The 13725-nt window shown below is 42.9% G+C and carries 14 protein-coding genes and 1 riboswitch; of the genes, 3 read left to right on the top strand and 11 right to left on the bottom strand.

Annotated features, from left to right (window positions below):
- Positions 1 to 19 precede the first annotated feature (19 nt).
- The 4 genes from cobW to I8J31_RS15950 all read right to left on the bottom strand — a co-directional run bounded on the left by cobW (position 20) and on the right by I8J31_RS15950 (position 3169).
- Positions 20 to 1102, bottom strand: a complete 1083-nt coding sequence (cobW, locus tag I8J31_RS15935; protein ID WP_199469570.1) for a cobalamin biosynthesis protein CobW — start codon at positions 1100 to 1102, stop codon at positions 20 to 22.
- 3 nt (positions 1103 to 1105) lie between these two features.
- Positions 1106 to 1879: a precorrin-4 C(11)-methyltransferase gene (cobM, locus tag I8J31_RS15940; protein WP_199469571.1), complete on the bottom strand. Its 774-nt coding sequence runs from the start codon at positions 1877 to 1879 to the stop codon at positions 1106 to 1108.
- A 28-nt stretch (positions 1880 to 1907) separates the two neighbouring features.
- The gene (gene cobJ / locus I8J31_RS15945) at positions 1908 to 2684 is read right to left on the bottom strand and encodes a precorrin-3B C(17)-methyltransferase (RefSeq protein ID WP_199469572.1); all 777 of its coding nucleotides are present in this window, start codon (positions 2682 to 2684) and stop codon (positions 1908 to 1910) included.
- Between the two features lie 110 nt (positions 2685 to 2794).
- On the bottom strand, positions 2795 to 3169 hold the full coding sequence (locus tag I8J31_RS15950) for an MliC family protein (protein WP_199469573.1): 375 nt from the start codon (positions 3167 to 3169) through the stop codon (positions 2795 to 2797).
- Between the two features lie 185 nt (positions 3170 to 3354).
- Positions 3355 to 3508: riboswitch (FMN riboswitch) on the top strand.
- A gap of 120 nt (positions 3509 to 3628) precedes the next feature.
- Here I8J31_RS15950 and I8J31_RS15955 point away from each other — a divergent pair.
- A complete protein-coding gene (locus I8J31_RS15955) occupies positions 3629 to 4117 on the top strand; it encodes a 6,7-dimethyl-8-ribityllumazine synthase (protein WP_199469574.1) in 489 nt (162 codons plus the stop codon).
- 75 nt (positions 4118 to 4192) lie between these two features.
- Here I8J31_RS15955 and I8J31_RS15960 read toward each other — a convergent pair whose 3' ends face one another.
- The 3 genes from I8J31_RS15960 to I8J31_RS15970 form a co-directional block, all read right to left on the bottom strand.
- The gene (locus I8J31_RS15960) at positions 4193 to 5434 is read right to left on the bottom strand and encodes a leucine-rich repeat-containing protein kinase family protein (protein WP_199469575.1); all 1242 of its coding nucleotides are present in this window, start codon (positions 5432 to 5434) and stop codon (positions 4193 to 4195) included.
- Positions 5435 to 5506: 72 nt separating this feature from the next.
- Positions 5507 to 6049: a DinB family protein gene (locus tag I8J31_RS15965; RefSeq protein WP_199469576.1), complete on the bottom strand. Its 543-nt coding sequence runs from the start codon at positions 6047 to 6049 to the stop codon at positions 5507 to 5509.
- 108 nt (positions 6050 to 6157) lie between these two features.
- The gene (locus I8J31_RS15970) at positions 6158 to 6325 is read right to left on the bottom strand and encodes a DUF2496 domain-containing protein (RefSeq protein ID WP_199469577.1); all 168 of its coding nucleotides are present in this window, start codon (positions 6323 to 6325) and stop codon (positions 6158 to 6160) included.
- A gap of 162 nt (positions 6326 to 6487) precedes the next feature.
- Here I8J31_RS15970 and I8J31_RS15975 point away from each other — a divergent pair, with 162 nt between their 5' ends.
- Together I8J31_RS15975 and I8J31_RS15980 are read left to right on the top strand one after the other, a co-directional pair.
- Positions 6488 to 7126 carry a class I SAM-dependent methyltransferase gene (locus I8J31_RS15975; protein ID WP_199469578.1) on the top strand — a complete coding sequence of 213 codons (639 nt, stop codon included), beginning with the start codon at positions 6488 to 6490 and terminating at the stop codon, positions 7124 to 7126.
- A gap of 149 nt (positions 7127 to 7275) precedes the next feature.
- Positions 7276 to 9543 (top strand): YgiQ family radical SAM protein, encoded by a 2268-nt coding sequence (locus tag I8J31_RS15980; protein ID WP_199469579.1) that lies wholly within the window; start codon positions 7276 to 7278, stop codon positions 9541 to 9543.
- Positions 9544 to 9622: 79 nt separating this feature from the next.
- On the opposite strand, the gene I8J31_RS15985 is transcribed toward I8J31_RS15980, so the two are convergent.
- The 4 genes from I8J31_RS15985 to I8J31_RS16000 form a co-directional block, all read right to left on the bottom strand.
- Entirely contained in the window at positions 9623 to 10243 is a 621-nt protein-coding gene (locus I8J31_RS15985) for a hypothetical protein (RefSeq protein ID WP_199469580.1), read from the bottom strand.
- Positions 10244 to 10468: 225 nt separating this feature from the next.
- Positions 10469 to 11809 (bottom strand): ribosome biogenesis GTPase Der, encoded by a 1341-nt coding sequence (gene der, locus I8J31_RS15990; RefSeq protein ID WP_199469581.1) that lies wholly within the window; start codon positions 11807 to 11809, stop codon positions 10469 to 10471.
- 89 nt (positions 11810 to 11898) lie between these two features.
- Positions 11899 to 13032 carry an outer membrane protein assembly factor BamB gene (gene bamB, locus I8J31_RS15995; protein WP_199469582.1) on the bottom strand — a complete coding sequence of 378 codons (1134 nt, stop codon included), beginning with the start codon at positions 13030 to 13032 and terminating at the stop codon, positions 11899 to 11901.
- A 2-nt stretch (positions 13033 to 13034) separates the two neighbouring features.
- Positions 13035 to 13676 (bottom strand): YfgM family protein, encoded by a 642-nt coding sequence (locus I8J31_RS16000; protein ID WP_199469583.1) that lies wholly within the window; start codon positions 13674 to 13676, stop codon positions 13035 to 13037.
- Positions 13677 to 13725 lie beyond the last annotated feature (49 nt).

The raw sequence follows: 13725 nt of genomic DNA on the forward strand, positions 1-13725 counted from the left end.
CCCTACCATGGTTTCCTAATTAAGCGCTAAGAGCGTCGTTCAATGCGCCTTCTACGACCTCTTTATCAATGCCTTTACCAATAAAGACCAATTGAGTTTGACGAATGTCTTCTGGTAACCACAAGCGATCAAAATGGCGCTCTACACGGGAACCAACCACCTGAAACACTTGGCGCATTGGCTTACCATGAACCGCAGCAAACCCCTTTACTCGGAAAATATTGTATTTCTCCACCAGCAGATTCAAGGTTTCTTCGAGCAAGTCCGATTGTACTTCACCCAACTTCACCACAAACGAATCGAAATGGTCATGGGCGTGGTCATGATGTTCTCCATGGGCATGGTGATGATCATGATGATTATGTATGTCGTTGATACGAGTTTCCGACGCGGCATCAATGCCAAGCAAAACGTCTAATGCCGCTTCACCATTTTCGATATAAACAGTTTTTACTGAACTTGGTACTTCGTGGGCGATGACTTTTTGAACACGAGTACGAGACTCTTCATCTAATAAATCGTTTTTAGTGACCACAACCAAATCAGCGGCACTAAGTTGATCATCTAATAATTCTTGTAAACTCGGATCGTGATCAAGGCTTTCGTCGGCTTCACGTTGGGCTTGTACTTTACCTTCATCATGAGCGAAACGCCCCGCTGCAACCGCCGCACCATCAACAACAGTAATCACCGCATCCACGGTGCAATATTCTTTAATGCCCGGCCAGTTAAACGCTTGAACCAAAGGCTTTGGCAAGGCCAGACCACTGGTTTCAATCAAAATGTGGTCAATGTCATCACGACGGGCCACAAGCTGTTCCATCACAGGTAAAAACTCTTCTTCCACGGTGCAACAGATGCAACCATTAGCCAGTTCATAAAAACCATCGTCACCGCGCGAACCTGAGTCTTGCTCGTCTTCTGGACAATCTAATGGACAAGAACGTAATAAATCAGAGTCGATGTCTAGTTCACCAAACTCATTCACAATCACAGCGATACGTTTGCCTGCGGCTTGCTTCAAAACATTAGAAAGCAAAGTGGTTTTACCGCTTCCTAAAAAGCCAGTCACAATCGTTGTCGGTATTTTATTTAATTGCATGGGTTAATCCTTTTTAGGCTTGTGTATTTTTCGGAAAATATGAGCTTGCCCTTTGTCATACAAATAAGAATCATCAAAATCATCCGTATCCAGTACTTTCCCGACCAATATCAAACTGGTACGAGTGAATTTTTTCTCTCTCACTTTCGCCACAATATCCGCCAAAGTGCCCACCACATAATCCTGATCTGGCCAGCTGGTACGATAGCACACCGCCACTGGGCAATCTTCGCCATAATGGGGGATCAGTTCATCGACTATTTTATGAATTCGCGTGATTCCAAGATGAATCGCCAAGGTCGCACCGCTTTGTGCCAATGCCGGTAAACGCTCTCTTTCTGGGAAAGGGGTTTTGCCTTCATAGCGAGTCATAATCACGGTTTGCGATACACCGGAAAGCGTCAGCTCTTTTTTCAGCAATGCTGCCGATGCCGCTACGGCGCTCACACCGGGGATGACTTCATAATCAATATCAAGCGATTCTAAACGACGGATTTGTTCACCTATGGCACCATACAAAGCAGGGTCACCAGACTGTAAACGGGCGACATCTTTGCCTTCTTTCGCGGCTTTTTCTATCACCGCCGTGGTTTCATCAAGATTCATTTCAGCGGTATCGTAAATCGCTTCCGCCGTGCCCCTTACACTGTCGATCACTTGTGTTGGAATGAGGGAGCCAGCATAAAGAATCACCGCACAACGCTCGATGGTTTTTACCGCTTTCACCGTCATTAAATCAGGATCACCAGGGCCGGCACCGATAAAGTAAACTGTCATATTTTTCTCTTAATCAGCTCTATAGAACCTAAAGTTTTTTTGAATAACCACGTGGCGTATAAATCCAATGCTTCTCGCCATTCACTATATGCTTGGTATCGGCGTTCCCGACACTCACCATGGTGAACATATCCACGTCTTTCGCGTCCAATTCGCCCAATGTCGTAAAGGTAATCTCCTCTTCTGGGCGGGTGAGCTGGCGACCTATCATCACAGGCGTGCTCGCTGGTCGATATTGCAACAACACATCACGGGCATGATTAAGCTGCCAGTCACGTTTTTTCGACACTGGATTATAAAAAGACACAACAAAATCCCCCGCACCACAAGCATGGAGTCGTTTGTCTATGGTTTCCCAAGGGGTTAATAAATCAGAAAGGGAGATGGTACAAAAATCGTGCCCTAGCATAGCACCGACTCGGCTTGCTCCGGCTTGCATGGCTGAAATACCGGGGATGACTTCAATCTCAACATCCAACCATTCAGGGTGGTTTTCTTTGCCCTGTAGCTGTAAATCCAGTAATTCAAACACCAAGGTGGCCATGGCATAAATACCAATATCACCACTGGAAATGAGCGCCGTGGCCTTACCTTGTGCCGCAAGAGACAGCGCTAAACGAGCGCGACCGATCTCTTCACCCAAAGGCAAATCGTGGAAGGTCTTGCCTTCGCTCAATTCCCCCAATAAATCCAGATAATAGCCATAAGCCACCCAATCGCTACACGCGCTTAAGGCTTTTGTCGCATTGGGCGCCACTAAGCCCAAATCACCTGGGCCCATGCCCATTACAAATAACTTGCTCATTCAGTCTCTACATACAGTCGAGCGCCCTACGGCGCGAATGGCAAGTATTGTACACGGATTGTGTATTTGAGTGATGAAAACACTAAGGCTTAACGTGAGATTTACTCAGGTCAGGACTCTATATGAAGCAGCTGGCACCTAAAGTTAGCCATATTATAAAACTCTAATCTACCATGCCCACCTTGCACCCAAAATGACAATTCTTCGCCCAAAAACAGAGATCCAGATTCACCTGTAACTTGAGTAAGATGATAGTTTTTTTGCTGCCAAAAAATATTTGCCTTATCGCCGTGAAAATAAACCACCAAAGGCTTTTGATCACATGAATAATAAGCCGCATTGGTCTGTTCAACTTCTTCAAGCGCAGATTCATTCTCTAATTCATTTAAAAAATCAGTATGTTGTGATGTTCCACAAGATACCAAACCTAAAAAAACAGAACTTAAAAGCACACTTTGGAAACCAGTTTTTGTTATTTTTATCATTAACATAAAGCTCCTTTCGTACACAGTCACCCAATATACTTCGATATGACAAGCAGATTATTCTATAGGCCATTTGTCCAGAATCAATGAAAAGAACAAAAAAAGAGAGGCAACCTTTATATCTCTATGAAGCTTTGACATCCACCAGCAAAAACACGTATATTTCGCCCTATCGAATATTTCGATTTCGTTCTCGGGGCGGGGTGAAACTCCCCACCGGCGGTAAGGAAATATTATTTCTAAGCCCGCGAGCGCCCATTGGGATTCTTCCTGATGGGGTCAGCAGATCTGGTGTAACTCCAGAGCCGACGGTGATAGTCCGGATGATAGAGAGCGTGTCAGACAAAACCTCAAGCGGAGTTGTATCTATACAGCTATTCCGTGTAAAAGGTATGCCATTAAGTATGGCATATTTGCCTGCCCGTTCGCCCTGATTCACCTTTTATTTAGGAATTTACAATGAATCAGAGCTCAACGAATCACATTGATTTCACACCAGCAACAAAACGTATTGCTATTTTTCATGCAGCTTGGCATGAAGAAATCGTTATGAACGCCGTAAAAAGTTTTAAAAACGAACTCATTTCTCGTGGCTACAACGAGTCCTTGATCGATACCATTTCCGTACCGGGTGCCTATGAAATTCCGCTACAAGCGAAACTATTAGCAAAAAGCGGAAAATACGACGCCATTGCTGCCAGTGCATTGGTCGTGGATGGTGGTATTTATCGTCATGACTTTGTGGCACAAACCGTTTGCAGTGCCTTAATGCAAGTTCAATTGGAAACGGAAGTACCAGTACTAACTGCCGTACTCACGCCCCATAATTTTCACGAACATGACGAGCATAAAAATTACTTTAGCCACCACTTTGTGAAAAAAGGCATTGAGCTTGCAAATGCTTGCGATCAGGCAATCCAACTAACAGAGAACGCCAAAGCACTGTAATTAAAACTTAATTTAAACAGCGGCAATCCCCTCTATTCTAATGATTAGAGGGGATTTTTATTTACAACGAGTTGGCTAATTCAACCGACGAGTACTCAATGTTTGATAAAGCCCACCCGCTCTATCTTCTTCCATGCATAAGCCCAACATATCATCAATAAAAAAGGCCAACGCTCGCCTTTCTATCATTTTAATGCCTTGTTTTTGCTTATCAGTAAGATGACCATATTTAGAAGCCGCACCGAAATCGCCAAACAATATATGATCTTCTTTATTAATCAGTACATTATGAGCATATAAATCACCATGACTTATGCAACGCTCGCTAAAATGCTCTACGAGGCTGTCCATTTGCTGGATAATAACTTCAATCTGATTAATTGAAAAAGACTGCCCTTGGGTAAAAGTATCTCTGGTACAAGAGACCAAGCTCGGCGGTTGCCCTAAATTAGTATAGTTGTCAGGGATCAACTCCATCACTAAAGCTGAGCAATCTTGTTCTGTGATTTTCGCTAAAGGCTTTACCAAGTTAGGATGGCTGCCCGTTGTGAGGCAAGCATCAAGCTCATCTTCCGGATACCCGTCGCTGGTTACCTCCCCTTTAAACACCTTCACCGCAATAGGGTCAGGAAAAGCGTATTGATTATGTCTCCAACTGGCTTTAGAAATCACACCCGAGGCTCCCTGACCAAGCACCTGATGCCAAGCTAAGTCTTTAGATTGAACCCTTCTAAATTCGGGATGGGTATCTCGCTCAGTGCAAAAAGGGTTGCCAGAAAAAGCCAACCAAGCCAAACGAGGTAAGCCTAATAATACATCAGGAAATGTTTTCAGCTGATTAGCAGATAAACGAATCAATTCAAGATTCTGACAATTCGACATGGCGGCAGGAAGAGAAGTTAAACGATTACCCGCCAAGGCCAGTTTTTGCAATCGTTTCAGCTGACCTATTTTTTCTGGCAATGATGTCACTTGATTGTCTGTCAAAATTAACCAGCGAGTAATCTCAGGTAAAGATGCCTCAGAGACAGTAGAAATTTGGTTGCTTTTAAAGCCTATCATTTCTAAATTTTGGCATTGCCCTAAAACCTCTGGCAATTTAGTAAAGCGATTATTCGAACAGAATAAAATGCGCAATTTTGTCAGGCGAGGCAAGTCATCAGGCAACTCACTCAACGCATTATTTGACAGGTCTAAAATTTCTAAGCTATCAGCAAGATCAAAAATATCAGATGGGAATTCGGTTAGATTTTCAGACAGTTGAAGTCGGGTAATTCCCTTTAACTCTCCACTGCAAAGTTGGGCAAGTGTGTGCAAAATACATCTCGTCTACAAAAATTTCGCACATTATACCGATTCATACTTTGAATAGGGGCAAAACTGAAGAGGTCACAGTTCTATTTGGTTCGGAATCGTCAAAATTAAATCCGTCGCTCCCACATCAAGGCCCATTTGAGACAGCAAAGTGGTTATTTGCCCTCTATGGTGCGTTTGATGATTAAAAAAGTGCTGCAGAACCAAAGCAAAACATTGTGAATGAGCAATACCCTTGGTGTTTTTATACAATAACAGTGAAGCAAGCATCCCATCGGTGAGGTCATCTATCATTTCTATGATTACTAAATCCAAGTGAAAACGCATGTCTTGCAAATCGTTAAAATCTGCATAAAGCTCACTGTCTAAACGAGCAGGCCTCTCTAAGGTACGAACACCATCAAGACAAAACAATGTAGTGAAATGATCAGCAAAGCGTTTTAACCAAATAATATCGCCTACTATATTATGATTGAGGGTTCCCAATATCGACCTAAAGAAAGCCCCTTTATCTTCTCTAAGGTCCGCATCCTCTAATTGAGTAGCGGCTTGATAAATGGCTCGGTTCATCCATTGGTTATAAGAAGCCATCAACTGCATATTTGGTTTTACCGACATGCTACTACCTCACATTTTCCGTGCCACTGCCAAAACAGCAATTCGCTTGACCCAAAGGAACATTTTTTATTACTTTCGTTTGCGATAAAACAACCAAATCTAAGTAAACTATTTCTTTTCTAATGGGTCTACCTTAACGTCGAGTTTACTTTGGAAGTCCTTTAACACCAAAACCAAAGCATCAACCGCAACTTTAGGTTCAACATCATTTGTTTCGAGCAATTCGATTAAATCTACAGCGAGCTGGATGTGATTTGGAGCGTTTTCTAAAGTCATAACAATTCCGACCTAAAAATGAAGTAATCTGTAGGTAAAACTAGACGAAATGGGCACTGTAAAAGTTCCGTCTATGTCTATACTGTGTACTTTAATATTGAATCTAGAAGATAACAAAAGAAAGCTTAAACATTTAAAATAGCAGATTTTAATGAGGCAACCATGATTACAAATGAATTCTGGTTAGATCGCTGGAAAGCAGGTCAAATTGGTTTCCATAAAGAGGGGGTCCATCCACGCCTTATCGAGTTTTGGCCAATACTCCCTCAAAGAAGCCAAGTTCTTGTGCCCTTATGTGGCAAATCAAATGACATGATTTGGCTAGCAGAACAAGGCTATCAGGTTACGGGCGTTGAGCTTTCCTCTCTGGCAGTGGTACAGTTTTTAGGCGATAACGATTTGTCCTACGAAACCCACCAAGAAGGTGAGTTGAAAATCCATACTGTTCTCGACTTGCCATTACGCATCGTAGAAGGCGATTATTTTCTCTTCAGCGAGGATAATTTTGATGCCTGCTATGACCGAGCAGCCATGGTCGCTATGCCGGAGTCAAAACGAGCGGATTATGTCGCTCACACCTTATCAAGACTCTCTCCAACCGCTTCAACACTGCTAATCTCTTTACATTACGAAGGCGACAAACAAGGCCCACCATTTTCGGTCGATGAGCAAAGCGTTATGACCATGTGGGGAAATAACATTCAAAAAATAGCCTCCGAAGATTTAGCACAAACTAACCCACAATATAAAGAAGGTAACTATCAATTTTTCAATGAAACAGTATGGCGTATTACTCCCTAAAAACACCAAGCGTTAGTCGATATTGATTGAGCTATATACTTGACTGTTTTTCTGGGATAATAACGCTCGATTTTTTACCGATAAACCATGTATCTCACACTAGGCATTTGACAATGCCATCGCCCAGTCGCCGATACCAAGAGTAGCTAATGATCAAACGACATAAAACCGCCAAACAGCTCTTTTCTTACCCACCATATTGGGCCGAGTGTTACGGTGTTTCACCCTTTTTGCCAACCTCTCGTGAAGAGATGGACACATTAGGCTGGGATAGTTGTGACGTTATCATTGTTACTGGTGATGCTTATGTGGATCACCCAAGCTTTGGCATGGCGGTAATGGGGCGTTTATTGGAAGCTCAAGGCTACCGTGTAGGTATTATCGACCAGCCAGATTGGCGTAACGCAGAAGATTTCAAACGCCTAGGTCGCCCTAACCTGTACTTTGGTGTCACCGCTGGCAACATGGACTCCTTGATAAATCGTTACACAGCGGATTTAAAAGTTCGTAACGACGACGCCTACACACCCTATGGCGCGGGTGGAAAACGCCCAGATCGTGCAGTGATAGTCTATTCTCAACGCTGTAAAGAAGCGTTCCAAGATGTGCCCGTGATGATCGGCGGTATAGAGGCCAGCCTAAGACGTATTGCCCAATACGATTACTGGAGCAATGAAGTACGCCGTTCTGTACTGATAGATTCTACTGCTGACATCCTACTTTATGGTAACGCAGAACGAGCAATCATTGATGTAACCCATGAGCTCGCGATGGGAAAAACCATGAAAGAATTAACCAATATTCGTGGTACGACCATTATCAGGGACACGCCTCCAGGTGGTTTTACCGAAATAGACTCAACACGCGTTGATTGGCCTGGTAAGGTCGAGAAAATCTACAGCCCTTACGAATACATTCCTGAAGGCAAGTGTCAAACTAAAGACGAAAAGGACAGTGATGTGATGCCGATTCGAGTCATTCCTGCGCCTTTACGGCGTGGCGAAAAGCTTGACCCAGATAAGACTTATATCCGCATCCCTTCTTTCGAAAAGGTCTCGAAAGACCCTGTGTTGTACGCGCATACTTCACGTATTTTGCACCTTGAGTCAAACCCACACAACGCACGCGCCTTGATTCAAAAACACGGCAAAAAAGAAATCTGGGTTAACCCGCCACCAATTCCTCTAGAAACACCGGAAATGGATGGCGTATTCGATTTACCTTATGCTCGCGTTCCGCACCCTAAGTACCAAAAAGCCCGCATTCCTGCCTATGACATGATCAAAACCTCAATCAATATCATGCGCGGTTGTTTTGGCGGCTGTACCTTTTGCTCGATTACAGAGCATGAAGGTCGTGTGATTCAATCTCGCTCACATGAATCCATCTTGAATGAAATCGAAGATATCAAGGCAAAAGTACCAGGGTTTACTGGCCATATTTCGGATCTTGGCGGCCCCACTTCAAACATGTATACCTTGAACTGCAAGGACGACGAAATCCAAGCATCATGTCGTAAACTGTCTTGTGTGTACCCCACAATCTGTTCAAATCTTAATACTGACCACAGTCCAACCACTCAGTTATACCGTAAAACCAGAGCAGTAGAAGGCATTCACACAGTATCCATCGCCTCAGGCTTGCGTTACGACCTAGCAGTTGAAGACCCAGAATATGTACGAGAGCTGGTAACTCACCACGTTGGCGGCCTTTTAAAAATTGCTCCTGAGCACTCAGAAAAAGATACCCTGTCAAAAATGATGAAACCGGGTATGGGAACTTATGATCGCTTCAAACGCATGTTTGATAAGTATTCAAAAGAAGCCGGTAAAAAACAGCACTTGATTCCTTACTTTATTGCCGCGCATCCGGGTAGTTCTGACGAAGATATGATGAACCTAGCTCTGTGGTTAAAAACCAACGACTTCAAACCAGATCAGGTACAAACCTTCTACCCTTCCCCCATGTCACTGGCAACCGCCATGTATCACTCAGGAAAAAACCCATTGAAGCCTGTGACTTACAAAAGTGAGGACGTTTATACGCCGAAAGATCATAAGCAGCGCACGGTACAGAAGGGCTTCTTACGCTATCATGATCCAAGCAACTGGAAGGACCTGCGTAATACTTTGATTCAAATGGGCCGACCAGACCTTATTGGCGATAGTGGAAACAAACTGGTTCCCTCCGCCGACAAGGACATTCAAGTACCTCGCCGTCCTCAAAAAACCAAACCGGGTCAAGCAATAGGGGCATCCCATACCTCAAATCGTCCGACCATAGCAAAAAATACTGCGACAGAAAAAGCCCGCCGTAAGAAGCATAAAAGTAATGTGACAACAGTAACAGCAGGGCGTTCTTCACCAGAACCTAGTAGAACAACAAAACGTCGAAAACCTAAAGCAAGAACAAGATAATAAGCCACGACCTTAACAAAACGCTTCATATTGGCCTTAATATGAAGCGTTTTATTAAATGGGTATAGAGATGAAATAATTAATCTTGAATAATTGAGGTCAATTGTCTTTTCTGGCTAATACACAATACAACCAACTCAACTGCTGAAATGAAGATGAGTGTATAGCCTAAGGTTTCGATGCCTTCTTCAACGATATTCTTTACCGTATGAATATAACCACTTCCCATCACAGCTTCCCAAAAAGACCCTCGCCCCATCAGACGAGAAAAAGCTAACAGAGTCACCATTCCTGCCAAAAAAGTACCAAAACAAGCCTGCTCAGAGTAAAGCTTCATAGAAGCATAGATAGAAGAAAACTGCCCCCACAGAAACACCAGAATGGTCAGAAAAATAAAGCTGATGAGGGTTTGCCAAGCCCCGTCAAAAAGATAAAGGTCCAATAAAGAATCAGATTCACGAATAAACATCATTGCTAGTAGTGCAGACAATAGAGTAGACGCAACTCTTAACCTAGCATCTAATTTAGCGGCATATAAAAAAAGCAGACTACTGAAAAAGGTAAATATGTCTTGCAGATGCTCAGTGACACTATGCTCATTGTACTGAGCAGACGTCATTACTCGATAACCTTCTAGAGAAATAAGCTGAGCTACGCCCGCTACCAAAAATAGATAAATAAAACTACGCAGAATAAACATGTGAACCTCATTATTTGACTGCGAGAGTTTAGTGAAAAAAAAATGAAAAAACGATGAGCTATCTAAAATGACACCATTATTCCAAAATAAATAAAAAAAGCATTTGAGATATCCTTATTAGGAAATAAATAGAATTGGCTACTCATAGGAAAGTATTCAAGCAAAAAAATCCCCGCAAACCTTTAGCTAAATGAAAGTAAGCGGGGATTTTTATAACAAGGAAAGCTATTTCTTCTTCGGTGCGAATGGGTTCTCAGAAGACTTAAATTCAAAGCTAATCGGCGTACCAGTGATATTTAATACGGTTCTGAATTTGTTCTCCAAATAGCGCTTATAGCTACCTGGTAAAGAATTTGTCTGATTACCATGCACCACAATACGTGGAGGATTAGAGCCCCCTTGGTGGGCGTACCTAAGTTTAATCCGCCGACTATTTACCATAGGCGGCTGATGCTCAGCTACGGCATCTTCTAAAATACGCGTTAGGCGATTTGTTGACCATTTAGCGTAACAAGACTCATAAGTGCTCTCGATAGTATCGTATAAGTCACCAACCGCCGTACCATGTAAAGCAGAGATGTAATGCACCTTAGCGTAAGGCACAAAACCTAAACGACGCTCTACTTCACTTTTAATATGTTCACGCTCGTCTTTTTGCAGTCCATCCCATTTATTAATAGCAATAACAACACCACGGCCCGCATCTAATACATAGCCAATCATGTGTAGATCTTGCTCTACTAAATCTTCATGACCATCTATGACAACAATCACGACGTTAGCATCTTGAATCGCTTGCAAGGTTTTAACGATAGAGAATTTTTCTACGGCTTCCTTAACATGTTTTCGACGACGTACACCTGCAGTATCAATTAATGTGTACTCTTTATCGTGACGAATATAAGGAATATAAACACTGTCACGGGTAGTACCAGGCATGTCATAAACCACAACTCGATCTTCACCCAGCATACGGTTTACCAATGTTGATTTACCTACATTTGGACGACCAACAACACCAATACGAATCCCCTTCGACTCTAAGTTAATTTGGTTTTTGGCCTCTTCAACTTGCTCGGCAAATGGCAGCATCACTTTATCAATTAATACATGCACCCCTTTGCCATGGGACGCCGCAATAGGATGCAACTCCCCAAGACCTAAAGAATAAAAATCAGCCAAAGCAATGTCTTCATTAATCCCATCGGTTTTATTCACCACCAAAGAGACTGGCTTATTTGAACGGCGCAAATGATTAGCAATCATTTCATCCGCAGGATTTAAACCATGGCGACCATCAACCAGAAACAAAACGGCATCCGCCTCTTCAATCGCCAACAATGACTGACGCGCCATTTTTTCATCTATACCTTGTTCATCGCCACTAATACCACCAGTATCAATAACGATAAATTCATGCTCACCAAGCTTGCCGTCACCGTATTTACGGTCACGAGTTAAGCCTGGATAATCGGCAACTAAAGCATCACGAGATCTCGTCAATTGATTGAAGAGAGTTGATTTGCCAACATTGGGTCTACCTACCAATGCAATAACTGGAATCATTTTTTTACCTATAAAATACAAAATGGCTGCCATCCCCACTATGGGGATGGCAGCCTTTTAAAATCGCTAAAAGAAGTCGGAAATCGATTTCAGTAATGTAATGCAGTCACATCATCATTGGGCGTCAATATAAATAACTGCTCACCAATGGAGAGCATACGACCACCTGGTGGGACATCATTATCCGCTAATCTACGGCCCTTCACTTCACCCGTTTTCAGATCAAGTAGATGGACATAACCACCACGATCCATCACAGCGACATAATCTTGAAAGAATTCTGGGGTAATAAGATCACGGTCAACCAGTGTATCATTTTCCCATACCTGCGACCCATTTTTAGCATTTAAAGCAATCACTTTACTGCTCATATCAGTCACAACCAATAAATCATCTTGCACAGCCACACCAACAGAACTTGGAATATTTCGCTGCCAAGCCAACTGACCTGTTGCCACAGAAAGCGCTACCAGGGTGCCATTATAAGCAGCAGCATAGACAATGCCACCTTTTACCACTAGACGACCATCGACATCGCTCAAACGCTCAATTTCATAGCGCCCTTCTGCTTTGCCAACTTCGTAAGACCAGAGGTTATTACCCGTCTGCAAATCAAATGCCTTAACCTTACCATCAGCATAGCCAGCAATCACCTTACCATTACTAATAACAGGTGCACTGGTACCACGCACGGTCAAAGAAGGTAAGTCTTCTTTAGCACGCCATAAGCTATCACCCGTTACAGCATCATGAACACTTAACCAACCGTCTGTTGTTTGTACCGCTAATTTACCTGCTGCATAAGCCGCTTCAGCAAGCACTTCTGAACTTAATGGCACTTCCCACAATACGGCCTTCTTCGACAATGATATTGCCACTAACTCGGCGTTATAAGTGCCGAAATAAAGCGTATCACCATTTAACGTCACGCCTGCACTTGGCTCATAGTCAGTTTCAATATGGGACTGTTTTTTTCCATTTTCTTGAGAAACTTGATAAACCGAACCTTTATCAGTCACAAAAAATACAGACCCATTTCCAGCAACCAAATTAAAACGTTCACTGGACTCACCGAAGTTACTATCTACACTGGTACGCCATGAGGTTCGTAAATCTACTTCACTATCAATCGCGGGTGGAGAGGGCAAAGCGGGACGAGCATTAGAACAGCCTTGAATAATCAAGACAGCTAACAACATGCTTGCGAAAAATGACTTACTCATAGTTAGCCTTTCACCAAGTCCTTCAATTTAATATCAAGCAACGGATGATTTGCACCCGCTCCCAATGCTTCACTGGCTTTTTCATAGGCAACACGGGCATCGTCACGCTTACCTTGTGCCAATGAAATATCACCTATAAGTTCCTGTTTTTGAACAGAAAATTCATCTTCAGAAACTTTTTCCAATTGCGCCATCGCCGCCGTAAAATCTTGCTTTTGCAGCATCAAACGAGCGATACGCAAATTGGCAATAGCAATAAAAGAAGTATCTTCAGTTTCCGCGATGGCCTTATCTAATGCTTTAATTGCCTCATCGTAATTTCCCTGATAAGCATCCACACGAGCAACAAATAGCTGCCCAAACATAGCATAACCGGTATCGCTATATTCATCGCTTAATTGCTTAGCAATAAAGGTAACCGTTTTAAGATTATTTTCATCTTTCAAATCCGCTGCGGCTTGCACTAAATCTTGGTACAAAGCAGACGCTTCCGCCGTATGATTTGCTTCGTTAGTTTTCCAAGCTTGCCAACCAAAATAGCCACCAACACCGACACCAACGGCCAAAATCAAGGCAACACCGTTCTTTTTCCACCAAGCTTTAAAGGCTTCAATTTGTTCTTCTTCAGTCTTTAATTCCGACACTTTTCATTCCTTATTCAGGCACCTTCTCTACCTATAGAGAACAGCGCTA

Origin of the sequence: Marinomonas transparens, from assembly GCF_016463975.1 — a bacterium.
In the GTDB taxonomy this organism is placed as follows: domain Bacteria; phylum Pseudomonadota; class Gammaproteobacteria; order Pseudomonadales; family Marinomonadaceae; genus Marinomonas; species Marinomonas transparens.

Bases quoted from the DNA above. Each gene is read 5' to 3' on its own strand.
- cobW (WP_199469570.1), bottom strand. From the start codon at position 1,102: ATGCAATTAAATAAAATACCGACAACGATTGTGACTGGCTTTTTAGGA.
- cobM (WP_199469571.1), bottom strand. From the start codon at position 1,879: ATGACAGTTTACTTTATCGGTGCCGGCCCTGGTGATCCTGATTTAATG.
- cobJ (WP_199469572.1), bottom strand. From the start codon at position 2,684: ATGAGCAAGTTATTTGTAATGGGCATGGGCCCAGGTGATTTGGGCTTA.
- I8J31_RS15950 (WP_199469573.1), bottom strand. From the start codon at position 3,169: ATGATAAAAATAACAAAAACTGGTTTCCAAAGTGTGCTTTTAAGTTCT.
- I8J31_RS15955 (WP_199469574.1), top strand. From the start codon at position 3,629: ATGAATCAGAGCTCAACGAATCACATTGATTTCACACCAGCAACAAAA.
- I8J31_RS15965 (WP_199469576.1), bottom strand. From the start codon at position 6,049: ATGTCGGTAAAACCAAATATGCAGTTGATGGCTTCTTATAACCAATGG.
- I8J31_RS15970 (WP_199469577.1), bottom strand. From the start codon at position 6,325: ATGACTTTAGAAAACGCTCCAAATCACATCCAGCTCGCTGTAGATTTA.
- I8J31_RS15975 (WP_199469578.1), top strand. From the start codon at position 6,488: ATGATTACAAATGAATTCTGGTTAGATCGCTGGAAAGCAGGTCAAATT.
- I8J31_RS15980 (WP_199469579.1), top strand. From the start codon at position 7,276: ATGATCAAACGACATAAAACCGCCAAACAGCTCTTTTCTTACCCACCA.
- I8J31_RS15985 (WP_199469580.1), bottom strand. From the start codon at position 10,243: ATGTTTATTCTGCGTAGTTTTATTTATCTATTTTTGGTAGCGGGCGTA.
- der (WP_199469581.1), bottom strand. From the start codon at position 11,809: ATGATTCCAGTTATTGCATTGGTAGGTAGACCCAATGTTGGCAAATCA.
- bamB (WP_199469582.1), bottom strand. From the start codon at position 13,032: ATGAGTAAGTCATTTTTCGCAAGCATGTTGTTAGCTGTCTTGATTATT.